This is a genomic window from Arthrobacter psychrochitiniphilus (assembly GCF_003185915.1).
GTDB lineage: Bacteria > Actinomycetota > Actinomycetes > Actinomycetales > Micrococcaceae > Specibacter > Specibacter psychrochitiniphilus.
In genome coordinates this window covers 13,638-36,812 of sequence record NZ_QHLZ01000019.1, presented here as the reverse complement: position 1 = coordinate 36,812, position 23,175 = coordinate 13,638, and the positions used below count along the sequence as shown (strand labels likewise).

General features: G+C 53.0%; 20 protein-coding genes. 8 read left to right on the top strand and 12 right to left on the bottom strand.

Annotation, left to right across the window (positions count from 1 at the left end):
• The coding region (locus CVS29_RS17785; protein WP_170121045.1) for an ISL3 family transposase at positions 1-1,150 on the bottom strand (1,150 nt) is incomplete at its 3' end.
• Between the two features lie 666 nt (positions 1,151-1,816).
• Between CVS29_RS17785 and CVS29_RS18305 the strand changes: the two genes are divergently transcribed.
• Positions 1,817-2,245 (top strand): hypothetical protein, encoded by a 429-nt coding sequence (locus CVS29_RS18305; protein WP_146213123.1) that lies wholly within the window; start codon positions 1,817-1,819, stop codon positions 2,243-2,245.
• A 57-nt stretch (positions 2,246-2,302) separates the two neighbouring features.
• Here CVS29_RS18305 and CVS29_RS17775 read toward each other — a convergent pair whose 3' ends face one another.
• The 8 genes from CVS29_RS17775 to CVS29_RS17740 all read right to left on the bottom strand — a co-directional run bounded on the left by CVS29_RS17775 (position 2,303) and on the right by CVS29_RS17740 (position 11,657).
• The gene (locus CVS29_RS17775) at positions 2,303-3,181 is read right to left on the bottom strand and encodes a pentapeptide repeat-containing protein (protein WP_110107933.1); all 879 of its coding nucleotides are present in this window, start codon (positions 3,179-3,181) and stop codon (positions 2,303-2,305) included.
• Positions 3,182-3,187: 6 nt separating this feature from the next.
• Complete coding sequence (locus CVS29_RS17770; protein ID WP_110107932.1) at positions 3,188-4,876, bottom strand: ROK family protein; 1,689 nt, start codon at positions 4,874-4,876, stop codon at positions 3,188-3,190.
• A 2,023-nt stretch (positions 4,877-6,899) separates the two neighbouring features.
• Positions 6,900-7,556, bottom strand: a complete 657-nt coding sequence (locus CVS29_RS19340; RefSeq protein WP_110107931.1) for an HAD family hydrolase — start codon at positions 7,554-7,556, stop codon at positions 6,900-6,902.
• A gap of 7 nt (positions 7,557-7,563) precedes the next feature.
• Positions 7,564-8,445: an SIS domain-containing protein gene (locus CVS29_RS17760; protein WP_110107930.1), complete on the bottom strand. Its 882-nt coding sequence runs from the start codon at positions 8,443-8,445 to the stop codon at positions 7,564-7,566.
• 22 nt (positions 8,446-8,467) lie between these two features.
• Positions 8,468-9,406, bottom strand: a complete 939-nt coding sequence (locus tag CVS29_RS17755) for an NAD(P)-dependent oxidoreductase (protein ID WP_170121044.1) — start codon at positions 9,404-9,406, stop codon at positions 8,468-8,470.
• A 7-nt stretch (positions 9,407-9,413) separates the two neighbouring features.
• Positions 9,414-10,379: a shikimate dehydrogenase family protein gene (locus CVS29_RS17750; protein WP_110107928.1), complete on the bottom strand. Its 966-nt coding sequence runs from the start codon at positions 10,377-10,379 to the stop codon at positions 9,414-9,416.
• A gap of 8 nt (positions 10,380-10,387) precedes the next feature.
• Positions 10,388-11,041 (bottom strand): bifunctional 4-hydroxy-2-oxoglutarate aldolase/2-dehydro-3-deoxy-phosphogluconate aldolase, encoded by a 654-nt coding sequence (eda, locus tag CVS29_RS17745; RefSeq protein ID WP_110107927.1) that lies wholly within the window; start codon positions 11,039-11,041, stop codon positions 10,388-10,390.
• 4 nt (positions 11,042-11,045) lie between these two features.
• Positions 11,046-11,657 (bottom strand): glucose-6-phosphate isomerase family protein, encoded by a 612-nt coding sequence (locus CVS29_RS17740; RefSeq protein ID WP_170121043.1) that lies wholly within the window; start codon positions 11,655-11,657, stop codon positions 11,046-11,048.
• A 170-nt stretch (positions 11,658-11,827) separates the two neighbouring features.
• Here CVS29_RS17740 and CVS29_RS17735 point away from each other — a divergent pair, with 170 nt between their 5' ends.
• Genes CVS29_RS17735 through CVS29_RS17720 form a run of 4 tightly spaced genes read left to right on the top strand, consistent with a single transcriptional unit; the run spans position 11,828 to position 16,178 of the window.
• Positions 11,828-12,901 (top strand): zinc-dependent alcohol dehydrogenase family protein, encoded by a 1,074-nt coding sequence (locus tag CVS29_RS17735; protein ID WP_110107925.1) that lies wholly within the window; start codon positions 11,828-11,830, stop codon positions 12,899-12,901.
• 43 nt (positions 12,902-12,944) lie between these two features.
• Positions 12,945-14,441 (top strand): xylulokinase, encoded by a 1,497-nt coding sequence (xylB, locus tag CVS29_RS17730; RefSeq protein ID WP_110107924.1) that lies wholly within the window; start codon positions 12,945-12,947, stop codon positions 14,439-14,441.
• 4 nt (positions 14,442-14,445) lie between these two features.
• Positions 14,446-15,441, top strand: coding sequence for a phosphotriesterase family protein (locus CVS29_RS17725; RefSeq protein ID WP_110107923.1), 996 nt, complete (start codon positions 14,446-14,448; stop codon positions 15,439-15,441).
• Positions 15,438-16,178: an SDR family NAD(P)-dependent oxidoreductase gene (locus tag CVS29_RS17720; protein ID WP_110107922.1), complete on the top strand. Its 741-nt coding sequence runs from the start codon at positions 15,438-15,440 to the stop codon at positions 16,176-16,178. Before CVS29_RS17725 ends, CVS29_RS17720 begins: the two co-directional genes overlap by 4 nt.
• A 118-nt stretch (positions 16,179-16,296) precedes the next feature.
• Here the strand turns inward: CVS29_RS17720 and CVS29_RS17715 are convergent, their stop codons facing one another.
• Positions 16,297-17,367 carry a zinc-dependent alcohol dehydrogenase gene (locus CVS29_RS17715; protein ID WP_110107921.1) on the bottom strand — a complete coding sequence of 357 codons (1,071 nt, stop codon included), beginning with the start codon at positions 17,365-17,367 and terminating at the stop codon, positions 16,297-16,299.
• Positions 17,368-17,658: 291 nt separating this feature from the next.
• On the opposite strand from CVS29_RS17715, the gene CVS29_RS17710 reads away from it, so the two are divergent.
• From CVS29_RS17710 to CVS29_RS17700, 3 genes are all read left to right on the top strand, one after another.
• On the top strand, positions 17,659-19,191 hold the full coding sequence (locus CVS29_RS17710; protein ID WP_110107920.1) for a sugar ABC transporter ATP-binding protein: 1,533 nt from the start codon (positions 17,659-17,661) through the stop codon (positions 19,189-19,191).
• Entirely contained in the window at positions 19,191-20,207 is a 1,017-nt protein-coding gene (locus CVS29_RS17705) for an ABC transporter permease (protein WP_110107919.1), read from the top strand. The genes CVS29_RS17710 and CVS29_RS17705 overlap by 1 nt, the downstream gene beginning before the upstream one ends.
• 63 nt (positions 20,208-20,270) lie before the next feature.
• Complete coding sequence (locus CVS29_RS17700; protein WP_110107918.1) at positions 20,271-21,299, top strand: sugar ABC transporter substrate-binding protein; 1,029 nt, start codon at positions 20,271-20,273, stop codon at positions 21,297-21,299.
• A 738-nt stretch (positions 21,300-22,037) separates the two neighbouring features.
• On the opposite strand, the gene CVS29_RS17695 is transcribed toward CVS29_RS17700, so the two are convergent.
• Together CVS29_RS17695 and CVS29_RS17690 are read right to left on the bottom strand one after the other, a co-directional pair.
• Positions 22,038-22,583 (bottom strand): hypothetical protein, encoded by a 546-nt coding sequence (locus tag CVS29_RS17695; protein WP_146213120.1) that lies wholly within the window; start codon positions 22,581-22,583, stop codon positions 22,038-22,040.
• Between the two features lie 111 nt (positions 22,584-22,694).
• On the bottom strand, positions 22,695-23,150 hold the full coding sequence (locus tag CVS29_RS17690) for a hypothetical protein (RefSeq protein ID WP_110107916.1): 456 nt from the start codon (positions 23,148-23,150) through the stop codon (positions 22,695-22,697).
• Positions 23,151-23,175 lie beyond the last annotated feature (25 nt).

Below are 23,175 nucleotides of genomic sequence, written 5' to 3'. Positions count from 1 at the left end.
AACAGGCTTTTATCAAGAAAAACCCCGAAAAATCGACGAACCCCGAACCCGTCACCAGAGCGTGTCCAGAGTCCTGGACCTGCCGTTCAAAGAACGCTTTGCGGTCTTCCACGCTGGCCGGATTGTTGTTGGAGAGCATCAGGCGCAAGGCTTCCTTCACACCCCAAGCAGCCACGAGTTCCTTACTTGGATCATCGGTGGCGAAGACGTCATCGAGGCGCTTCTTCCCAGCGTCGGAGAGCGTGTCGTAGCCGCGCAGCAGCAATTGCCGATGCGCCCAGGCCTTGTCTGTTTTCAGGCCGCGGCGCCCGTTCTGTTCCCGGGAGACCCGTTGACGAACCTGGGTGAGCATGTCGTTGGCCAAAAGCACCATGTGGAAGTGATCGACGCTGGCAGCAGCGTCGGGCAGGTTCTCACGCAGGGCCTTGCGGAAAGCGGCCGAGGGGTCGATGCCGACCGTCTCAATGCAGGAAAGCCAGGTGGCGGGTCGTGCTTTGAGCCAGGCACCCACGCCACGGCTGTCGCGGCCGTCCGCGATGCCCAACACTTGTCCGGTGTCGACGTCAACGATCGTTGACATCCACGGCTCGTACCGAGTCCATTTCTTGCTCTGCTGGTCTTGCAGCCAGCGCACGGAACGGTAGCGGTGCTCGTCAATCCCGAGCCGTGTGGGCGCTAGTAAGTCCACGGACGGCAGCGCCTCGGCGGCAGCGACCACGACGGTGTTGACCAGCCACCAAGAGACCTTGAACGCGGCCGCGACTTCGGATGCGGCCCGGCCAGAGTCGATGACGGCGTCCTTGAGGGTTTCCTTCAACCGTGTGGTGGAACGGGCGAACCGGGGCATCTGCGGGGTTGCCTCGGCAAAGGTCTTCCGGGCGCAAAGAGCCTCGTCGCAAAAGAGCCGCCGCTTGGCCCACATGAGTCTCACATGCCCGGCAACAAGGATGTCACGAACCCTTTGGATCCGGCGCGAATGGACCCGAGACGCTAGGACGGCGCAACTAGGGCAAGCTGTCGGGAAGTCCGAGGCAACCGTGACGACACGGATACCAGCATCGTCGTCATTGATGACGGAGATGACCTGATAATCAGGCAGATTGTAGAGAGTCGTCGCCGCAGACGGGCACGACTGGGTAGGCTGGATCAAGGCTCGTGGTTCCTGACTCGAGAAGAATGCTAGACACATCCATCTCAGCAGGGCCACGAGCTCCTACTTTGCTACGACACGAACCCCAGATTCACCACGAACCGTGAAGAGCCAGCAAAGCCGGGACAGACCCCACACAGGTTCCAGCGCACAATCTACGAATAGAATTGTGCCCATCGTGAATTGGGCGGTCCTGGAGTGAACGGGATCTTGTCGAGAACATGGGGAGAGTAGACGTCCTTGGCATCCCAGGTTCGGTGGAATCCAGTGGACGGGCCCCCGGACTGGTTGTAGAGGAAGCCATCAGCCAATGCTGAAAGCCCTGGATCAGTCTGTGCCAGCCTGCGATAAAGAGCCGTCAAGAAACTTGCAATGGGCGGAGTGGGTGGGCGTCCGTCGTATGGACTGGGGGCCGCGGAAACTGAAGTTTCAACGAATCCATTTGTGTAGTTTGCCCGTTGCGCTTCCTGGCGAAATTGCAGCATGTTCGGGCCGTGATAGGGAACTATATGTTTGGTCCAAGTACCTAGGTCGGAGATGCAGGTGAAGGCCTCATGCGATCAGCGGCCTGGAACCCATGACTCAATACGACATAACAGTGTAACCTCTGAGTTACTACCCAGAAACTGACATGGATTCAGACGGCCGTCGGCTGAAGTCGCCTAAATGGACGCCAGCATAGTTAGAAAGGAGGTCCCAATGACCGGGAAGACTCGATGGGGGAAACCCGGCACCGTACGCGACCTCCTAGATAAAGAACGAGAAGACATCATTAGAGCGGTTCTTGATCAAGACTCGACATGTAACAGAGACATCCTTATTGGAAGAATGAAAGCTGCAACGATCGCATCTTTTGATCCAAATGGACATCCAGATGTTGTGAAATCCCAAAACGGGGCACTCTTTGGAATATCAATTATTGATCTGATTTCTAATCAGAATAGATTAGTCTATGCACTAATATATGGAGAAAGAAGCGATGATCATGTTGCACTTCGTCTATGCCGGGCTAATTTCGGCACTAATCGAAATCTTATAATTGAAAATTCAGATTGGAGATGTGCCCGCTCCAGATGGAGGAGCAAGGAATATTAAGATGATATTCCATGCCTCAATTCTCGGTCCATTATATATGGTCTGACGCTGTTGATCCTAGCCGGCAGACAGTGAGCTAGGCCTCGAATTTACCTTTTGAAGTTGTTCTTCCGTCAAATTTTTCACACCTTCCATAGTGCATTCTGCAAGTTCAACATTGGAGAGGTCTGCAGAAAGAAAATCGGCACCAGATAAGTTTGACCTCCTAAAGTCTGCAGCCCTTGCTCGGGAGCCAGTGAGAATTATTCCCTTGAGGAACGCACCGTCCAGCTCGGTGCCGATCAAAGAAGCATCCGTAAAATCGGCACACTCAAAGTTCGCTCCACTTAATCTTGCGTGGCTAAAATTTATCCCGACTAACTGTGCTTTAGGGGCATGTATATTGCGAAGATCAAGTGCAGACCAACTTTCATTTTCTCTCCCTTTTCTCCCTCCTAAAATATTAAGTGCAATCTGAACATCCGGTTGTACCTCATCATCATCGCCTGACGAGTACTCTTTGCTATATGTACATAAAATTTCTTCTACAGCGGGCCAGTATCGACTATTTTCATGAGCTAACATCCCAAGTGTATGTAGTCCCCCACATCTGACACTTGTATTTTTTCGATCACCTATTTGATCCATGGCTTTACTAAACAAATCCGTGATATTGGTTGCACGAGCAAGCAAATAGGTTCGGCCAGTAAAGAAGAGGCCTCCAGCCAAAGCGACGCCACCAAGTAATTGAATCAGCGAGGTTCGCGCAACGGACACAGCCTTGGCCCTGTTGATTTCATCGCCGTCTATGAAAGACGAAGCTAGCCATTCAATTAGTGATGCTAGACCGATGAAGACAAGAAGCCCCACAACACCAATGACTAATATATCCATGTATTTATGTAAAGTCTTACCAATTAGCGAGAAAAGAATCCTGACTTTAGCGATGGATTTCATGCTCTTCTAGATTCGATTTAAATTACTAGAAGTTGCTCCAAGAGTCAGGCGCATATCGCTTTTCATTATGTTAGTAAAATCTGGATACCACGTAACGGGATTATTCAAGAAATTAGTATACATTTCCATACTGGCCGCTACAGCAATCGTTTCATTATTAAGTGAATACCATTGTAAATCCGGATCAACGGAGATCTGCTGAGTATTTTTTGCGTCCGTGAGGGCCTTAGTTATTCCAATTTGAAAAGGCTCTACCGTTTCAGCAATAGGAGGAGCTGAATACAGGTAAGGACTAGCGTATATAGCAACCTCATCCGGATCCAGTAATTCTAGTAACAGAACAGCTCGACCAATCCTGGTACCGGCTTTATAAAATGCATCTCGGTAACGCGTATCATGAGACAATATCTTGTCACTTGCATATCTTAGGCCTTCTAGGCGCGTCTGAATCGAATCTGTCTCGATATCGAGTTCACTAAGAATCCCCTGAACTGTTGCGACCGTTTCAAGGCAGCCGCTATGTTTTTTTGCAGCCTGGCATGCAGGTGCGTTTTCAGAAAAATCAACAATAACATGTCCGATTTCGCCAGTTGCTGAATTGGCTCCGTGAATTATTTTACCATCGGATATTAGAGCAGCTCCAATGCCACAGTCGTTAATCAGTATGACTGCTGCAAAGGATCCTCGGGAAGGGTCGGGATGGGAGGTCTGCTTGTCGGCTCCGCGCTTTTGCATGCCGTGCCATATAGCTAGGGCATTGACATCGTTAGACACGGAAATTCGTAATGAAGAATGGACTCGTGTTTGTATCTCTTGCTCGAGATGCCGCCTTAATTGCTCTCCTTCCCAGCCATGATCTTGGCTCTGAAGGTCGGGGGCGGTCTTGACTTCCCCCGTATCTGTATCAATGACCCCAGCAAGACTGACTCCGACTCCGAGAACGGATCGTCTAACTTCTTTGGTGCTATATTCCCACAATTCTTTGACAGCTATAACGACTGCCTCTCTCACTATTTCTGGGGTCGACGTAGCGATCGGATAACTGGTTCCAGTTATCAGTGTTCCTTCTAGGTCGGTGAGCACAGCGGTTACCCTGTCCCTGTGGAGACTAACGCCAATACCGGTGGCCGCCTCATCCTCGAGTTTGAAAGAGCGCTGAGTTCCTTCTCCCTTAGCTGTAGTCCAGCCTGCCTTGCCGAGTTGTTCAAGTATATGGGAAACCATTATCTCGGGAAGATTTGTCTCCTTTGAAATAGCAGACAAACTCTGCGCCGCATCAGCCCAACTCAGTTTAGTCAGTACTGGCGCTAGTGCGAAGCCGGTGAGGACCATATTCTCATTGGAGTCGGGCTGATCTTCCCGCGTTGGCGGTGTTTTTTCGCCTAAGAGGGAGAACCCGAATTGTTTGCCAATGGCTCTAGCGTATCGTTGCCATGTACTGAGTTGTGCGTCGACGCGCCCAGATTCGATGTCTGATACGGCAGACTGGGTGGTACCCATGGAACTAGCCACATCCGTTTGAGTGAGTCCCTTCTCTTGGCGAATAGTCTTCGCGCCGGATCGAAGCCGCAGGAATTGGAGAGTGTCTTCATATGCGGCAGTCGCTTCGGGATTATCATCAACTTGCAACGGATCATAATCGTAATCGTCGCCTGGCTCGGAAGGATCCGTTGGGGGGTACGTTTGATCGGTCATGGCTATATCTTCCAGTCGTATGTGCAGCTGTATTTACTACCCTTACAGCAGTAGCTCTGAATGTATGGGGACTTACGATTTACATGAAAATGATATTTTTCGCGAAGGTTGAAGAGCCTAATTGTCGGTGAAATGCTCACCGGACAAATTAACCAAACCATCAAAATTCTAGGGTATTGGGTCGCGATATTTCTATTATGGAATGAGACTCGCGTGGGAGCATACAGTGGAAACAGTGCTTGCCCGCAGATTCCATGTACAACATCTCGGCCTAATACCACGCAGGTCGGCACTGTACTTTCTGAAGGATTGCCCCATTGTAGATCTATACGATCTTGAGACCCAGTAACAGCAAAATCGGTAAAGGTTTCGAACTGCTTATCTGCTCCGCTTGGATAGGCCATATCCTCGGTTGCAGGCCCCTGTCCACGCTTCTCGCTGTAATAGATGACCACCCCGTCGCCCTGTAGTGACTCTTGGCGACCAGAGATGTCCAAGAAGAGTAGATAAATTCTGACTGACAGCTCGACCCCGTTTCCACGCCGCTGGTCAACGCCAGTCTCGAAGCTGCTTAACGTGTCAACATCCTGCTCATTTGAAAACGACCCCGGATTGGCAGGCATCCCGGTTGAATCCCCACATTTTTGCCGGTGCACTCGTGTTACTGACCATGCGGTGAAGCTAGGCTGATGGGGCTCAGTGAACAGATGACGGGTTGAAGGTTGAGGGAGGCATCGCGAAGTGATAGTCCGTGCCATCGTCCGTACCTCCTCCTATGCAGTGCACCATTCGTATGTTCGACCTCTGAGGCCGAGGTATCTTACGTCCTTGAAATATCGGTCATATCCGATATTACTCCATAATGGCTCTTCAACGTCAATAGCGATCCACGTACGACTCTTGTATGAGTTGCGTTGATGGCGAGCAGGACAGTCAGACCGAGTGTCCACCGAAGGATAGAGCGGAGTGTGGCGCCGAGCGCTGAAAACCGCAGACCATGTCCAAACTGAACGTGCCGGTCTGGACATGATCCTCGAATGGTCTGGGAAGCGGTTCTGATGGTTCAACTCGTCTGCACTGTCAGTTCCAAGCTGCAGTTGACACTGCACGAAGGGACCGAAATATTTCAGCCACGTCCATGGGAGAGATGGCTGGTGCAGAGGGAGCCAAAATAGCAACCCCCTCCGTTCCTCTGTGCCGAGAGGCTCATCAATGGAACCTTTGATAGGATGACGGGCTCTCACCGCTTTGCACTGCAAGTATGCGTTTCTGGACTTTGCCGCTCTACTGGTGGCGTCACGGTATATAGACTCAACCGATCCTATCGGGACAGCAACACGCCCAGGATCAGCGTGAGGTGTGCCAATTGGGGAATGCCCGCGTTGGGTTTTGAGGATTGGTTCCGCGAACATAAGAACTTGCAGACCTACTCTGGTGAATCAAGAGTAAAATGAAATGTACACCGTTGGTGTCCTATTGGCGATGCTCGAGGGCGCGCAGCAGCCAGGCAGGTAGTTCCCACCACGTCATACAAAACTCATACTTTTGAACACGCAACAGCGACTATTTAGTATCTTGCATTGTTGCAATCACATCATGCAGGAACAGGCCAAAGCGACTTATTGGCAACACCGAATGGACCGACGCTTCGCAAGCGGGGGTCATGGGTTCGAATCCCATAGGAGGCCCATTGGTGGTCGATAGTTGCCAATAGCCCGCAATGATGGGCGTTTTGGCCGCGAAATGGACGGTTTTCATGGGCAATGACCGCATAGAATGCAATGGTCATCGGTTCGAACCCGACAGGGGATCTCGGGCCGAAAAGCCCGGATTTTTAGGGTTTTTCGCAGTGACGGGGCGGTTTCCACCCCGTCATTTCGCGTTTAAAGGGCTTTGGTGTTCGAACGCAACGGTCGTCGGTTGGAAACGGCAGTTTGGTGGGGTAGGGGCCACTGACCTGCGGCTTCGCTTTGAGGTAGTGGCCACGAACTGCGTCATTCCAACTCAACTCATTAGAAACACATTAAATTGATCCCCGGCCGAAGCCATGCAGATCTGCTAAGAATTGGTCCTCTAGTGCTTGAAGGGAAGTAATATGGAATCGTCCTGGGGCAGCTGGAACCGAAATTTGGCTCGGGACAATGGCTACAGGCAGTCGAGCCCTTTCTGCACTTTCTACTCCAGCGCAGGAGTCTTCTACGGCCATACTGTGCGTGGCGGCAATACCTAGGCGGTCCAAAGCCCGTAAGTATGGCTCAGGGTGTGGTTTTCCATAAATGCAGTCAGTTCCGGTTACCGTTACCTCAAAAGTATCTGACGGTATTCTTCGTAGGATTTCGTCGACAATTGGGCGCGGACTCATGGTGACCAGGGCGCAAGGTATATTTCGTTCTCGGATGGTAGAGAGAAGCTGCTTTGCGCCAACTTTCCATGGCGCCTTATCCTTGAGTTGGAGACCGACGTACTCAATTCGAGACGCTATTATGGTCTCCGCATCCATGTCGACGCCTCGATCTTGAAGTTTGGCTGCTACATAGCTCATAGAGTGCCCCACAAGTGATATCTCATCTTGTCGTGTCCACTTGATGCCGAACTGGTTGGCTAAGTGGCGTTGTGAACGGATCCAAAGGGGCTCGGTATCCACCAGGGTTCCATCGAGGTCAAAGAGGATGGCTTCCATGTCTTTACTACCTACTCGATGTTTTTCTGAATACGGTGAGATTCCGCTTCATTTCAGCCAGTCTTGCGAGGTGCTCGCTTCCTCGACGAATGCTGACGATAGTTGCCAAGCAATCGATGATGACTAGGTGAGCTAACCGGCTAACGGTAGGAGTGAACTGATCGGTGTCTTCAAACGTTTTGACAATCAGTGGGATATCACTGGCCTCGGTCACCGGGCTGTCATCCCTGGAGATTGCAATCACCGTGGCTCCTCTGGAACGAGCAGCCACTGCCACGTCAAGCACCGATAACGTCCGCCCCACGTTGGAAATGACGATCACTACAGTGTCTGAAGTGGCCATGGAGGCTTCCATGAACTGTTGATGGATGTCCTCTGGCGCGGAGCAGGGCAGCCCAAAAAGGACAGATTTCTGCAACGCGTCATGAGCTACGATGCCCGATGCACCCAGTCCGGCAAATAAAATTGAGCGAGCGTTAAGGATGGCATCGGCGGCTTTGGTGATCTGCTCAATGTCCAGTGAACGCCTCGTGCGATCAAGACTGGAGATTGTTTGATCGAAAAGTTTTTGAGTAATGCGGGCGTCAGAATCACTTTCGTTCACAAATGAGAGTGTGGCCGGCAATCCCAGTGCCATGGTTTGGGCTAACTGAATCTTAAACTGCTGGAAGCCAGTGAGCCCCAGTGCTGTGGCGAAGCGCAACACTGTGGGCTCACTGACCGCAGCAGCGCTGGCCACAGCAGCCATCGTAGACTCGACCACAAAGCTTGGATTTTCTAAAACCAAGCTGGCAACTTTCCGCTCTGATTTGCTCAGAGTTTCAAAGACATTCCCTATATGTTCGAGCAGAGGGACTTTGAGATCGTAAGGAACCTTGTGGCGTGTCATGGGATTGCTATATTCCTGTCATTTATGCACCTGTAGACAAGGATCCTACAAGATTGTTTACTGCGTATTGGACCGCACGGCTAACGCTGTGCCCAGTATAGGCGCCGATGTGTGGGGTCAATACTGTATTGGGGTGCATCAGCAGCGCCGTTAATGCTGGAGGTTCACTGTCGAAGGCATCCACAGCGTAACTGGCAAGTCTTCCGGCTTCCAAAGCAGCAAGTACATGCGAGTCATTGACTAGGCTTTCTCTCGCCGTATTGACCAAGATGGCTCCGTGAGGGAGTAGGGATAGCAACTCATCGTCAACCAAAGCCTTGCCATTCTCCGGTGGTGGGCTGTGCAATGAGACCACATCAGAGGACGCGAATAGGGTTGCCAAACTGTCAATTCGAGAGTGTTCGACGGCGGATTCGGCAGCAAAGGGATCGTAGAAGGACACCTGGGCGCCTAGGCTCACAGCTAAGGTCGCTAGGGTCCGCCCGATGGCGCCGTACCCAACGATCCCGAGACGAATCTCGGGCATCTCTTTGCCCATTCTGCGCTCCCACCTTCCGGCGTGGAGAATTTCATTGGCCTGAGTTACCTGACGCAGAGCACAGAGGATCAGGGTCAACGCCAACTCTGCCACGCCGCGTGCATTCGCCCCGGCCGCACGCATGACGCTGATACCTAAAACCGATGCCATCTCCGTGTCGATGGCATCGGTACCGGCGCCGTTACGAGAGATGACCTTGAGAGCTTTTGCAGCTGTGAGAATCTCGTCGTCGATTTTTTCAATTCCGGCTAGCCATCCGACGACGTCAGTACAAAGGACCAGGAGCTCACTTTTCTGGGGAAGCCTTCCTGCCGGTCCTGGGATTAATTCGAAGCCAAGTTTTCGCAGTGGCTCGAGTTCGGGAACATTCTCGAGTCCTTGGGCAGTCAGCGATCGAGGCGTGATGAGGATTTTTCCAGACATCAGGCACCTACCGTGTTGAAGCGGCGAGTTCGCCGAGTCGGATGAATTGAGGGCCGCTGGTAGGGATGTCGATGTGGAAGACTTCTGCGATGACTTGCGTCCATCCATGGAGGAAATAGATCCAGCCATCTTCAATACGCAGGTCGCGGCTCTCTTTTTGGGTGTGGGCTTGATCTAAGAACAAGAGATTTCCGCGGTAGTTAAGATCCCAGATGACGCCGTGGCGAGGGAAGACAGCTTCGTCGGTAAAGGGGGAGCCGGGGGCGTCCTTGCCTAAGCCGGTGGCGTTGATGACGACTGAGTGTTCGCTGATCTCCGCCACGAAACGGTCATTATCTGCTGCAGTGGGCGCTGTCACGGTTTCTAGAACAATGTCAGTGCCGCCGGCGTCGTGGATGGTTTGCATGGTTTCGAGTCGCTGGGGACTGCGGTTCGTGACAATGATTCGTCGAGGTCGATCAGTACCTCGTTCGGCACGGTTGAGATACCAGTCAATAGCTATCGCGGACCCGCCAGCACCGAGAATGAACAAATCAGCAGCGTATTCATTCCAGTATCCAGCAGGAAGGAACGCGTCCAGTGCAAGCCCGGAGGAGATAGGGTCCTTGGCGTGGGCCACAAAGAGCCCGTCTTTTTTTGACAGGCAGCTGACCTCGTTCATGAGACTTGCGAGCGGATCGACTTCGTCAAAAAGATCCTTGGCCGCATTGTAAAGATCGATCTTATGCGTTGTTACGAGTGCTCCGAGGCTGAGTGCGTCGCCCTTTAAAAATTCAACAACGCGTCGGTAGTGCTCTTGGGGGGCATGGATCTCCATATCAATTCCGACCATTTCAACATCCCCGAGACCAAGCTCTTCGGCCCACAATGGGAATACAGTGCGGATGGATGACCGTCCAGTGGTGACGCCGATGAAATAAAAGGTTGATTTTGTAGCGGGTTGTAATGTCTCGTGTGTGAAAGTTTTAGGCATGGTGTTCCTCAACGGTTCTTTGACAACGAGGAAACCAAGGAAACGGCTTCACGCGCTGCGTAGCTGATCTGTGCAAAGTTACTGTTGCGAATCTGTTCGCGAGTGGCGATCCAAGATCCGCCGACAGCTAGGACCTCGGGAATTGCAAGGTAGTCCTTTAGATTGGAGAGTGTAACTCCTCCTGTGGGCATGATCTTTATGCCAGCTGTTGCGAAAGGTGCTGCGAGGGACTTAATAGTTCTAGTTCCACCGAAGGCTTCTGCGGGAAAAAACTTAACAGTGGTGCATCCGGCTTCTAGTGCGGAGATCACTTCAGAGGGTGTGACAGCGCCGGGTATGAACGGCAGCTGAGCCTGGGCTGCGGCATCCAGTAGCAGTTGAGAGTGACCCGGAGAAACGCCAAATTTTGCACCCCGTGCTGCTACTTCGGTCACCTGTGCCGGAGTCAGCAGAGAGCCAGCACCGAGGAGAAAGTCCGGGAACGCCTCGGCGATCGCGCTGATGGCAGCTAGTCCGGCTTCCGTACGCAGTGTGATTTCCATGACTGGCAAGCCACCCTCTTTCAGCGCAGCTGCGAGATCAACGGCCTGTTTGGCATCTTCAATTTCGATAACGGGCACGATGCCCAGTGCGCCGATTTGTTGCAAGATCCTATTTGTCATCGTCCTAGCCCTCGTATCCGGTATGGCGAGGGTTCGGAACGGCGGTCCAGCTACCGGCGCCGTCGTCGATGATCATCGTCTTCATGCCTCCGGCGTCGGCAATGATGTCATAATTTTGGCCTGCGTCGGCGGCATAGCAAAAGAGCGTAACAAAGGGCTCGGTGCCCACATTAACGCTGCGGTGAATCCAGTGACCTGGAACATTCACGGCCTTACCTGGAGTCAGCTCAACGGTCGAGACTTCACCCGAAGCAGTTTCCAACATCATGACTCCGTGCCCGGAAAGGCAGTGGTATAGCTCTGCACGGTTTGCGGTTGCATGGAGATGACCACGAGTGACCGCAAATTCATCGCCCACTTTTCCAGGCAATAGCGTGCTGGTACCAACAATAAGTGCTCCAGGACCGTCCTGATACTTGTGCTCGTTCACGAAGTAGATGAGTGTGTCGGGACCAGACTCTGCCACAGCCTGTTCGTACTGCTCAGTATCCAGATATACGCCAGACATGTCGCCCAGGTGCTTTTCGTAAAGTCGTGTTCGGCCATTCATCTCCCCCGTTGTTTGGATCTCGATGACTGCGGGTAAGTCGACCTGCATTTGCGCTGAAGACTGCATGGGTTGGCTCCTCATTCGAATCGAACTGTCGAATAACAGCATACACAAATCTCGTAGTTTTACTACGGTACAGTTTGGGCTTCCAGGTAATTTAATGCCTAAATCAAGTCAAATTGCCCAAATCCTCGTGCCCTGCGTCACTGTGATGTAGTATTACAAACAAATGGTGGATGTGCTCGGAAGTAGTCCAGATTTGGAACTACACCGCTCTCTTAGGGGGTCGAATGAAAGCCATAGTTTTTCAAGAGGGGTCAACCTGGGGCCTAGATGAGGTCCCTCAACCAGAACCAGGTCCGGGGGAGACTCTGCTCAGAGTGCTCCTGACTGGAGTATGTGGCACCGATGAGCATCTGCTACATGGGGGGTTCATCGCTAAATTCCCGCTTATTCCTGGACATGAAATGGTTTGTGAAGTGCTCCGTCACGGACCGAGCACTCAAGGAATGGCGCTAGGAACCAGAGTTGTCGTTGACAACACCATCCACTGTGGTGAGTGTGGCCCATGTCGGGATGGGCGTCCACTGTTCTGTGAACAGTTCGTTTCCTTGGGATGTAACGCCCCGGGTGCGTTTGCTGAGTATGTGGTTGTTCGCACGTCAAAGCTCTATGACATTGGCAGCCTGCCGTTGGACGTTGCTGTGCTGACTGAACCTCTCTCATGTGCCATGCATGGAGTTGATGTCCTAGGTCTTAGCCCTGGAAGTAACGTACTTGTCTTCGGTGCGGGCCCAACCGGCTTATTACTATCCCAGCTGCTCAAGATGGCTGGTGCTGCCAGCGTGACTGTTGCTGCACCTACACAGTCAAAACTGGATCTAGCGCTTCTTCATGGGGCGAACAATATTGTGAAGCTGGAACGCAACGATCTCGCTGAAGCAATCGACTCACTGCGTGAGATTGCGCCGGAAGGGTTCGACGCCGTCATTGAGGCAACAGGGAAGGTAACTGTATTGGAAGCAGCAGTCCAGCTGGCAAGAACTGGTGGAACCATTCTCGTCTACGGTCTTGCCGGTGAAAACGATGTTGCTGAAATCAAACCCTACGAAATTTTCAGCCGTGAGTTAACCATCAAAGGCTCCTTTGCACAAGCCTTCTGCATTGGTCGGGCACTCTTCACGCTCCAATCTGGAAGCATTAATACTGAAGGCATTATTACGCAAACGGTTGGTCTGAACGGTTTCGCCACGGCATTGAAAAATTTGCACGATCCAGAACACATCAAAACTGTCGTAGGACAGTTGTGATGTCCCCAAGCTCGTGCCTGCCAAAACTAAACGAGGAGCACTCATGATCATCGCCCATGACTTGGGAACAACAGGCAACAAAGCAACCCTTGTCGATGACAGCGGTACCTTGATTGCGGCCGTCACCGTTCACTACCCAGCAGATTTTGATTTGGGTGGGAAAGCAGAACAAAATCCAGAAGACTGGTGGAATGCTCTCATCGAGGCGACCCGCCAGTTGCTTACCAAAGCAGAGGTCAAGAACACAGATATCTCTGTCGTTTCCTTCTCCGGACAGATGATGGGAGCCGTATATCTGGATGGTCACGGCGTCCCGGTCAGACCAGCCATGATTTGGGCCGACACACGGTCAACAGCACAATGCCAGAGCCTTATTGACAGCGTAGGCATGGAACATGCCTACCAGCTCACCGGGCACCGACTCAACCCTACCTATTCACTCAGTAAAATCATGTACATACGTGACACTGAGCCGGACGTTTTCGCAAAGGTTTCCACGGTACTTCAAGCTAAGGATTACCTTGCCTACCGTCTCACGGGGGTTCTCGTTACAGATCCTTCTGATGCTTCGAGCACCAACGCGTACGATCAGTCGAGCGCATCGTGGTCAGACGAATTGGTCTCAGCAGCGGGGCTGAAGAAGACGCTATTTCCTGAAGTTGTTGCATCCACCACGGTAGTTGGACACGTGACTAGGGAAGCAGCAGCTCTCACGGGAATGGCTGAAGGAACCCCCGTCGTCATTGGCGGTGGCGACGGTCCCACTGCCGCGCTGGGTGCAGGGATCATCGACGAAAATTCGGGAGCATACACGTATCTCGGATCATCCTCGTGGGTTTCCATTAGCTCTCCCCAACCGCTGCACGACCCCCAGATGAGATCCATGACCTTCAACCATGTGGTCCCAGGATACTTCGTGCCCACCGCCACCATGCAAGCCGGAGGCGCATCACTCCAGTGGATAGCCAACGTCCTCTCACCTAAAGAAGACGATAAATACAGCGAGATCCTTGCTGCTGCTGCAGCAGTGAGCGCCTCCGCGGAAGGCCTGTACTTTCTTCCTCATCTCCTAGGGGAACGAAGCCCATACTGGAACCCACGCGCTCGGGCGGCCTTTATAGGGCTATTGATGCATCACGACAGAGGCCATCTCGCTCGGGCTGTGTTGGAAGGGGTGGCGTTCAACCTTCGCACCGGACTCAACGCATTCACAGAGAATGGGCATGCTGTCAGCTCCATCGATGCCATCGGAGGAGCAACAAACTCTCCATTGCTCCTGCAAATTTTCGCTGATGTCTGGGGTGTTCCAGTTCATCGCAGGAACATCGCTGAGGAAGCGAACGCTATCGGGGCAGCGATTGTCGGTGGCGTCGGTGTGGGTATTTTTGACGATTTCTCTGTCGCCTCGAGCATGTCTCACCGGACACCTGGCAGGAATCCGGAACCAAAAAATGTAGATAGTTACCACAATGGCTATGCGACCTTTATGGACGCATATCGACGGCTTGAGCCTTGGTTCGAGTCTCTACCGAGGGGTTGACCTGATGGAAGAACCGACAACTGGAATCATCCGAACCGTCCTGGGGGATATCAAGCCTGAAGAGCTGGGATATGTTGATTATCATGAGCATCTATTTCAAGTGACGCCGCTGCTCCCCGGTGAGGAACTTGAGTCAGAAGAGAAAAGCCAAGTGGAGGCCGATTTACTGGTATCAGCTGGGATATCGGCGATCATCGACGCTACGCCTACCGGGCTTGGGCGAAATCCGGCAGCGGTAGCCCGCATCAGCCAGGCAACGGGGCTAAAGATAGTCCACACCACCGGAGCTCATCACGGCGGTCATTATCCGCAAGGGCATCATTTGCGTGCGCTGACTGTCGAGGAATTGGCCCTAGTGTTCGTAGAAGATGTCATGAAAGGTTTCAGGGACGGCGCTGACGGGCGAGGGGAAAAAGTCCCTTCCGCCGCCGGTGAGCCAATTTGTGCGGGAGTCGTCAAAGCCGGGGTCAGGTATTGGCAGATAGGTGATTTCGAAACCAAAGTTCTTCATGCGGCGGCTATTTGTCATGGAGAGACCGGGGTGAGCGTCATGGTGCACCTGGACTATGGTTCTGCCAGTCATGAAGTCCTTGACCTGCTGGAAAGTCTAGGAGTTCCACCTCACCGGGTCATCCTGGCTCACGTGGATCGGAACCTAGATTCCGGACTACACAGTGAGCTGGCCAGCAGAGGAGCATATTTGGGGTACGACGGCGCCGCTCGCCACCGGGAAGCACCAGACAGTGCGATTATCGAGACTCTCTACGCGGTTGTACAAGATGGGCATGCTGATCGGTTGCTCCTCGGTGGAGACGTTGCCCGAGCTTCTCGCTACATCGCTTATGGAGGAATGCCAGGGCTGCAATATTTGCCCTTGCGATTTATTCCAAGGCTACACAAGGAAGTGGGCCCCGATGTCATGGAAATGATTTTGCGGACCAACCCTGCCCGCTCCCTTGCTTTCAACAGCGAACTACTTCAGACAGAGAGAAAATCATGAATACTTCCCAGAGACCAACTTATTGCCGACGTGTAGCAGTGATCGGCGCGTCGGGGGGTATCGGATTAGCAATAGCTGAACGACTCCACAACGATGGTGCGCAAGTTTATGGTTTGGACTTCAAGGGGCTAGAGAACCTTCCCGATAGCATCACTGGCCTGAGCATCGATATGACTTCGCCTGAGAGCATTGTGGCCGCCGTCCAAGAAATTTACCGTCTGGGTGATGGTCCCGTTGACTTAGTTAATTGTGCCGGCATTGTCGAGGATGACGTTGCAGCCATTGACATGCCGGTAGAGCAATTCGATGCTGTTTTCGCTGTCAATATCCGTGGAGTATTTCTGAGTTGCCAAGCGTTTGGCCGGGAATTGATCTCCAGAGGAGGAGGTGCCATCGTCAATATCGCCTCTATGAGTGGAAACCATGTGGTCAACTTTCCGCAGAAACAGTCAGCATACAACTCATCCAAGGCTGCTGTAGTGGCCCTTACCCGATCCTTGGCTGTGGAATGGGGCCCCTTAGGGGTCCGTGTCAACGCTCTCTCACCTGGCTATGTCGATACACCTCTGAACGCACTCAAGCAGCACATGCATGAAACGTGGAAAAAGGACACAGTTATTGGTCGGTTCGCGTTACCCAGTGAGGTCGCGGCAACTGTAGCATTCCTCCTCAGTGAAGACGCCGGCTATTTTGTGGGCAGCGAACTACTGATGGACGGCGGCTCGTCGCTGCGTTAGGAGCAGTTGGCTGCAGTCGGAACTTACAGGACTGTTCCAGGAAGATCTAAAAAAAATATCTGTGGGGTTGTCGCCACACATTTTCGGGTGGAGACTACCCCCACAGATATTTTGTGCACTAGTTCGAAGGGGCCGGCATACCCTGTTGGCTTGGCTTTTCAGCAGTGATGAGTATTTTTGTGTGCTTTCCGGAGACTGCGACTCGGAAAGCTTCAGCGGATTGTGAAATCGGGTAACGGCCGGTGATGAAGTCCGTAGGACTGACGTGGCCGTTGCGAATGATTGCGACTGCTTTGTCGTAGTCCTCCTCTAAATAAGTGATGGTGCCCTGTATCCGAATTTGGTGATCCTGAACCAGATGAAGTGGAACAGTGATGTCACCGTGCGGCACGCCAACAACAACCACCGTGCCGCCCTTCGTAGCCAGAGATACGGCCGCTTCGATGGTGTACCGATTGGCAACACAATCGAAAACGTAGTCTGCACTTTCGCCCAGTTTCTCCCGAACGATCGTCGCCATATTCGGCAATGAAGCATCGACTCCATCATCGGCGCCCATAGATTTAGCTTTCTCCAGCTTCTCCTTCAACACATCCGTCATGACAATAGTGCGAGCACCTGCAGCGCGCGCTGCAGCCAACATGAGGAGTCCAATGGTGCCAGCGCCTTGAATCACTACGGTCTTGTTTGTAAGGTCCCCGGCAATTCGAGCCGCATGGACGGGAGTCGCGAGTGGTTCAATCAGCACTGCCTGCTCATCGGAAAAATCGCTTGGCACGTCATATAAGCGGTCAGCCCGCACCGTAAAAGTGTCCGCCATCCCACCATCAATCCATCCGCAACCAAAAAACTCCATATTTTCGCACAGGTTGTTACGTCCATCTCGGCACGTCTTGCATGTTCCACAGGGGAGAGGGGGAATAACTGTCACCCGTGAACCAACTTTGGTGGAGGTGACATCCGGACCAATACGCACAACCGTGCCCACCACCTCATGTCCCGGGTAGTAGGGCAAAGCAATCATCGGATGATGACCTGCTACAGCTGTGGTGTCCGAACCACAAACACCGGCGAGAGTCATCCGCACCAGGGCCTCTGCGGATGATGGTTCCCTGACCGGCTGTGTCGTTATTTCAACAGCTGAAGGAGCAGTGACAATCACTCTGCGCCGTTCTTGATCTGTGGACATGGGGATCTCCTTTGGTATCTATTGTTGCCTTGAAATCCACACTTTTGTAGCGGGACTACTTATTTCTTTCACAAAAGACGCAATATGCGATGAACATGTTGACATTTAACTGCTATGTCGTAGTAATATTACCATTAGACGTGATCCACACAACACCTGGGCTGCAACCATTCGACGCCCACTCTGAGTATTTTGCAAAGGAACGCAAATGCGACGCACACTTCGGAAAGATGCGGTTTATCTGACCACTTCCCAGCACATTTCAGCGTCGGTAGCGCTAGGAGCTAGCCGATGACAACCTCAGTACCCGCACCGGCGAGTCCGGCTGTGGCTTTCTCAGTGGCCGGTGTCTCCAAGGACTTCCCGGGGGTGAGAGCTTTGGAGGATGTTTCCCTGGCTGGCTATCGAGGTGAGGTTTTGGCGATCTGCGGGGCAAATGGCGCCGGCAAGTCCACCTTGGCACGTCTGATCAGCGGACAGTCGGCGCCGAGTACAGGTCGCATCAAGATTTCAGGCTATGACAAAGAGGTCACGTCGCCCGCGGACGCTGACGATGCAGGCATTCTCTTCATGCACCAAGAACCCGTGATTGTTGATGAGTTCACTGTGGAGGAAAACCTTTGGCTCAAGCAGCTCAGCTCGGCAGGTAAGAATCGCTCATGGAGAGTTATTCCTAAGCGTCGCCGGGAGGAGTCCCTGGAGGCCCTTCGCACTGTAGGCATGCACGAGGTAACCCTAGGTCAACTGGGAAAAACGTTGACTCCGGGTTTGCGACAGATGCTGGCTTTGGGGCGTACTCAAGTTACGCCTCATCGCATTCTCATCCTGGACGAAACCACTGCGTCAACCACGGAAGAGCACTTCAAAGATGTTGAAGCGTTAGTGGAACGTGAACGTGCTGCTGGGACCTGCGTCATTTTCGTCTCCCATAGGATGCCGGAAGTCTTTGCCATGGCTGACCGGATTGCCATCTTGCGCAATGGTCGACTCATAGAGGTCCTTAAAGCAAAGGAAACAAACCGCGAGGAAGTCGTGACGTTGATGGTGGGCGAAGCGGTTCGCGCTCTTGAAGCAGTTCCTACACCGTCATTTGCAGGAATTGACCCAGTATTAGAAGTCAGCGGTTTGTGCTCTGGATCGGCGAGGGACATCAATTTTACGGTCCACCCCGGTGAAATTGTTGGCATCTATGGGCTCGTGGGCAGCGGCCGCAGTTCGATAGCCCGATCAATATCTGGACACCAGAATCGAGATAGCGGCACCGTCAAATTGTACGGGCAAGAAGTTTCGCCGAAGTCGCCAGGTGCAGCGCTCAAAAACGGCATCGCCTACCTTGCAGAAGATCGCCGCAGGGAAGGTTTCGTTAAGGACTTCAGCAACGGTGACAATATGACTCTGGCAACGCTGGGGCAGTATTCAAAGTTCGGTGTTCTGAATCCGCAGCAAGAACGTCGCCGAGTGGACGAACTCATCGAGCGCTACAAGGTCAAAGGCGACGGCAAGACTTTAACACGGTCCTTGTCTGGAGGGAACCAGCAGAAAGTATGCCTGGCGAAATGGATAGAGGCCAAACCGAATTTAGTGGTCCTCGATGAGCCAACCAAGGGGATTGACATTGGGTCACGACTCAATATTTACCAGATCGTGCACGAACTCGCCGATGAACAAAAAGGCGTGGTTGTTGTCTCGAGTGAAGCCGAAGAGCTTCTTATGATTTGTCACCGGATCTTGGTAATCCGCGATGGAGAACTCGTAGACGAATTCCAATCGACAGAAAGCAACACCGACGATCTCATGCGCGCTGCATTGGGAGGAGAACTTTAATGACCACCACAGCTACCAAAGACGTCTCGGCCAAGGCTGGGCGAGGATCGACCCGCACTAGGGGACTAATACATTGGGCCAAGGGCCAGTACCCGCTCTATATCTTGATCGCACTACTGATAGTTGCCGCACTGAGCACAGACTCATTCTTCACCGCACGAAATCTCACCAACTTGATCCTGCAGGCATCAGTCATCGGGATTGTGGTTTTGGCGCAATTTTTGATCGTTCTTACCGGCGGTATCGACATTAGCGTTGGCTCAGTGGTCGGTTTGGCAGGCGTCATGTCTGCGATGATCATTGGTGGAGCCAGCGTTCCTCTGGCAATCATTGTCGCCATAGCTGTAGGCGTTCTCATCGGCCTTCTGAATGGATACTTCGTGGCCTTTAGAGGACTAGAACCCTTCATCGTCACCTTGGGTATGCTCTCACTAGCGCGTGGCCTTGTTTACACCTTCACGGAGGGTGTTCCGGTCCAGCCGCAAGCAGAAAATTTCCGCGCCATTGCCACGGCAACCATTCTTGGATTCCCGTTGATAGGGATCATCTGGCTGGTACTCGCGCTGGCTGTTTGGTTTATGGCACGCCGTACCGTGTTTGGGCGTCGAATCTTCGCGATCGGAAGCAGCCCTGAGGCCGCCTATGCCTCAGGCGTGCCTGTCAAGCAAACTCTGCTCGCGGTTTACATCATCGCAGGTGCCATGGTCGGGTTCGCTGGTTTTCTGTTGGCTTCGAGGGTAGGTGTCGGCACACCCACCGCAGGCACACTATATGAACTGGACTCGATTGCAGCCGTGGTCATCGGCGGCGCAAGCCTTCGTGGTGGCAAGGGATCAGTTTTGGGAGCCGTCTTCGGCACCTTAATCTTCGGCATCATTACCAACCTATTGGTGCTGCTAAACGTCTCAACATTCCTCCAAGACGCCTTCCGTGGTGGCTTGATTCTGGTAGCGGTGGTCATGACGACCGTGCATTTCCGCTCAGGCAAGAAAAAAACTGTGTTGAGCATTCCGTAGTACCTGTGAACACCCCAATCATCCGTAACCTTTCGACGGACAAAACAACAACTGGAGTTAAAGATGAAACTTAATCGGTTATGGCTTGGAGCAGTCGCCCTGCTCAGTGCCTCAGCACTCGCCCTCACGGGCTGTGGTTCCACAGAAGGAAGCGGCGCAACAGGTGCCGGAGACGGAGCGCCAGCCGTTCAAAAAGAAGTCAAGGAGCTCACTATTGGGTTCTTGCAAAAGCAGCTAGACGCACCCTATTTCAATGCGATGAAGATTGAAGCTGAGCGGATTAGTAAAGAGCAAGGGTTTAAGCTACTTTTCCAAAGCGCCAACGGCGATCCTGTGACCCAGCTGAACCAGGCTCAGACCATGCTTTCTCAAGGCGCGGATGCCTTGATTGTGAATGCTATTAGTCCAGAAACTCAGAAGACCCAATTGCAGGCCATCGCTAACAACATTCCACTCATTTTCGTAGACACAGGTATTCCGGACGTTGGAGTCACAGCCGTCACGAGCGACAACTTCGAGATCGGTAAGCTCTCAGGCGAACTGACCGCTAAACGCTTTACAAAGGGAAAGTCCATAGATGTAGGAATTCTTACAGGCGGTGCGAATGATGAAATCGTTGGACCGCAGCGCCAGAAGGGCTTCCTGGATGGGCTAACAGCAGGGGGGATCCCCTACAAAGTCGTTGCAGAATCACCGGCGGTCTGGGCACAAGACAAAGCTGTACCCGTGGCCGAATCGATGCTTGCGGCACATCCTGACGTTCAGCTGATCATTGGGCTCAATGACGCTATGGCGCTTGGTGCACTAACTGTTCTGCAGGACCAGAAAAACACGACCACTCTGGTCGCAGCTTCCGCAGACGGACAGAAAGAAGCCCTAGCAAAGATCAAGGAAGGTGGCTGCGAGGGCCAGTACGTTTCGACTGGCCTGAACTCACCGAGCCTCGCCACTGAAAGGGGCATGGAGATCGCAATCTCCATTGCGACCGGCCAGAAAACTGCCAAGGATTTCGATAAAGAGGAATTCACTAAGGCGGCGGGAATCAACTGCGATAACGTTGACGAATTCTACAGTGCGGACAACGTCTTCTAAGAGGGATTTGGGTGAGGCTGCGCTCCGGTGTCCGATGGACTCGGGAGCGCAGCCTCACCCTTTCCATTCTTTTGGACGAGATGTCTCGTGCTCTGCAGGTGTAGGACTCGACGGGAAGCATCGACAAGATGTAACCGAATCATTAGAAACTCATTAAATTGGGTGACAATTGGTGACTCTTCAGTACCGTGCATTGTCATGTTCATGCCGCGCTAATGAGGGCCAAGAATGCCTTTTGACTATTCGAATTGGACGATAGAGGCGACAGCGGGGTTCATAAACGTTGATAAGCGATGACCGGGTTTCAGTTCCCAGCATGCTCTGACCAGCGGCGATAGTATTCGTCGGTATTTACTTACGGTTGCAGTGCAGACCGATCAGTACCGGCTGTTTCGGTTCGAATGTCCAGGGTTCCCGGCTCGCGGGAGGATCTGATTACCGAGCTGGCCGAGTGACCGGTGGACGGCAATTGGGTTGGCGGCGGGCTTGCGAATGACTGGGCGCAGGGGAGCCCATGGTTTAGCTTGCCGGCGCTGATGCGGACCTGACTGATGACAGGGATACTCTCCAAGCATGAAGCCGATGAGATCTGATGGCGGCGGGCTGGAGAAGTAGTGAAGATCGTCAAGCGGCGGCAGAAGGCTAGCGAGACGCTCGCGAGTATGCCGGCGCGGCGTGACAAGGCGCTGTCAGCTGGGGTGGGGGCTTGATACGCCGGGGCTTGGCCACCCATTAGGATTACCGCTTCCTATTGGCGAAGGGGATCTTCCCGTAGTGCTCTTCGAAAGCTTCGATCAGGGATCCTTCTAGCTGCTGCTCTGTGCCGCCCGGTGTTACCTTCCAAGCCACCAGTAGATCCTTTGCATCGGCAAGCTGCCAAATGTGCTCTCCGCCTCGATGCCCATGCTTCTGACCCCGGCCGGCAACCGCGTACTCGTTCACGCGGTCCCACAGGCCACCACCAAACTTTCGCTGGCTTGCCTTGCCGAAATAGAGGACTGAAGCGTCCGGCACCCATTTGGCTTCTAGGATGCTTATCGGTACGTTTGCCTTCTGCGCCTTGTGGGTTCCACCGAAACCCTTTGCCAGAAATCTTGGGGCGTCAGGACTGATCCGCATCACTAGATACACACCCGGGGATTGTGGGATGCCGCCGTCGTTATGCGCGCGCTGCTGACGGATGCTGTCGAAGGGGATGAAACCCCGAAATCCGTAGCCGGATAGCTCGAGGAAGTTGAACGTCTTCAGCTTGGCCAAGCAGGGCTCCGATCGGTCGAGGTTCATGCACGGTTTTATTGTGCCCCAAATGTCGATGTCGCGCACTTGCGGCCGAAACCCGTGATGCGGTGTGCGTGACTCCGAGCTGTTCGAGAAGATGCTCGAGTAATCGACACACTATCCAGGTGTAGTCTGCATTGTGTTTTGCCTGGCCTCGAGTGCGGCTAAAAGCCGCACCATTGAGAAGAAGTTCCAAAACATCCAGTCGAGATACTCCTCCCGGTCCTCACTGACTTGATCTTTACGGTGTCGAATGTGGTACTTGTTGGCGATATGGAAAATGTCGTCAACATCCGCCTTGCTGGTCTTCCTCTCGAGGTATTTTCTCTGCGTCTCAAGCCGCCCAGCTAGTATCGCCAATGCTGCGCGCTTGTCGATATTGTTTGCGCCACGAGCACGGAACATCCGTATGGCATGGGCCACTTCATCTAAAGGTTCAGTTTTTCTATTTTCAATTTCCGCAGTCAGAAGAGCATCTTGCTCGCCACTGAAGTAGTGGATCAACCGGCCCTGTTCTTCTCCGACAGAGCCGAGTCTCAGCGGCGCCTTGTGCGAGTCGAGAAGTTCGTTCACACGCCAGCGGTAAACGGCGCCACCT

Coding starts and splice junctions, on each gene's coding strand:
- CVS29_RS18305 (WP_146213123.1), top strand. CDS start 1,817: ATGGACGCCAGCATAGTTAGAAAGGAGGTCCCAATGACCGGGAAGACT.
- CVS29_RS17775 (WP_110107933.1), bottom strand. CDS start 3,181: ATGAAATCCATCGCTAAAGTCAGGATTCTTTTCTCGCTAATTGGTAAG.
- CVS29_RS17770 (WP_110107932.1), bottom strand. CDS start 4,876: ATGACCGATCAAACGTACCCCCCAACGGATCCTTCCGAGCCAGGCGAC.
- CVS29_RS19340 (WP_110107931.1), bottom strand. CDS start 7,556: ATGGAAGCCATCCTCTTTGACCTCGATGGAACCCTGGTGGATACCGAG.
- CVS29_RS17760 (WP_110107930.1), bottom strand. CDS start 8,445: ATGACACGCCACAAGGTTCCTTACGATCTCAAAGTCCCTCTGCTCGAA.
- CVS29_RS17755 (WP_170121044.1), bottom strand. CDS start 9,406: ATGTCTGGAAAAATCCTCATCACGCCTCGATCGCTGACTGCCCAAGGA.
- CVS29_RS17750 (WP_110107928.1), bottom strand. CDS start 10,379: ATGCCTAAAACTTTCACACACGAGACATTACAACCCGCTACAAAATCA.
- eda (WP_110107927.1), bottom strand. CDS start 11,041: ATGACAAATAGGATCTTGCAACAAATCGGCGCACTGGGCATCGTGCCC.
- CVS29_RS17740 (WP_170121043.1), bottom strand. CDS start 11,657: ATGCAGTCTTCAGCGCAAATGCAGGTCGACTTACCCGCAGTCATCGAG.
- CVS29_RS17735 (WP_110107925.1), top strand. CDS start 11,828: ATGTGCTCGGAAGTAGTCCAGATTTGGAACTACACCGCTCTCTTAGGG.
- xylB (WP_110107924.1), top strand. CDS start 12,945: ATGATCATCGCCCATGACTTGGGAACAACAGGCAACAAAGCAACCCTT.
- CVS29_RS17725 (WP_110107923.1), top strand. CDS start 14,446: ATGGAAGAACCGACAACTGGAATCATCCGAACCGTCCTGGGGGATATC.
- CVS29_RS17720 (WP_110107922.1), top strand. CDS start 15,438: ATGAATACTTCCCAGAGACCAACTTATTGCCGACGTGTAGCAGTGATC.
- CVS29_RS17715 (WP_110107921.1), bottom strand. CDS start 17,367: ATGTCCACAGATCAAGAACGGCGCAGAGTGATTGTCACTGCTCCTTCA.
- CVS29_RS17710 (WP_110107920.1), top strand. CDS start 17,659: ATGACAACCTCAGTACCCGCACCGGCGAGTCCGGCTGTGGCTTTCTCA.
- CVS29_RS17705 (WP_110107919.1), top strand. CDS start 19,191: ATGACCACCACAGCTACCAAAGACGTCTCGGCCAAGGCTGGGCGAGGA.
- CVS29_RS17700 (WP_110107918.1), top strand. CDS start 20,271: ATGAAACTTAATCGGTTATGGCTTGGAGCAGTCGCCCTGCTCAGTGCC.
- CVS29_RS17695 (WP_146213120.1), bottom strand. CDS start 22,583: ATGAACCTCGACCGATCGGAGCCCTGCTTGGCCAAGCTGAAGACGTTC.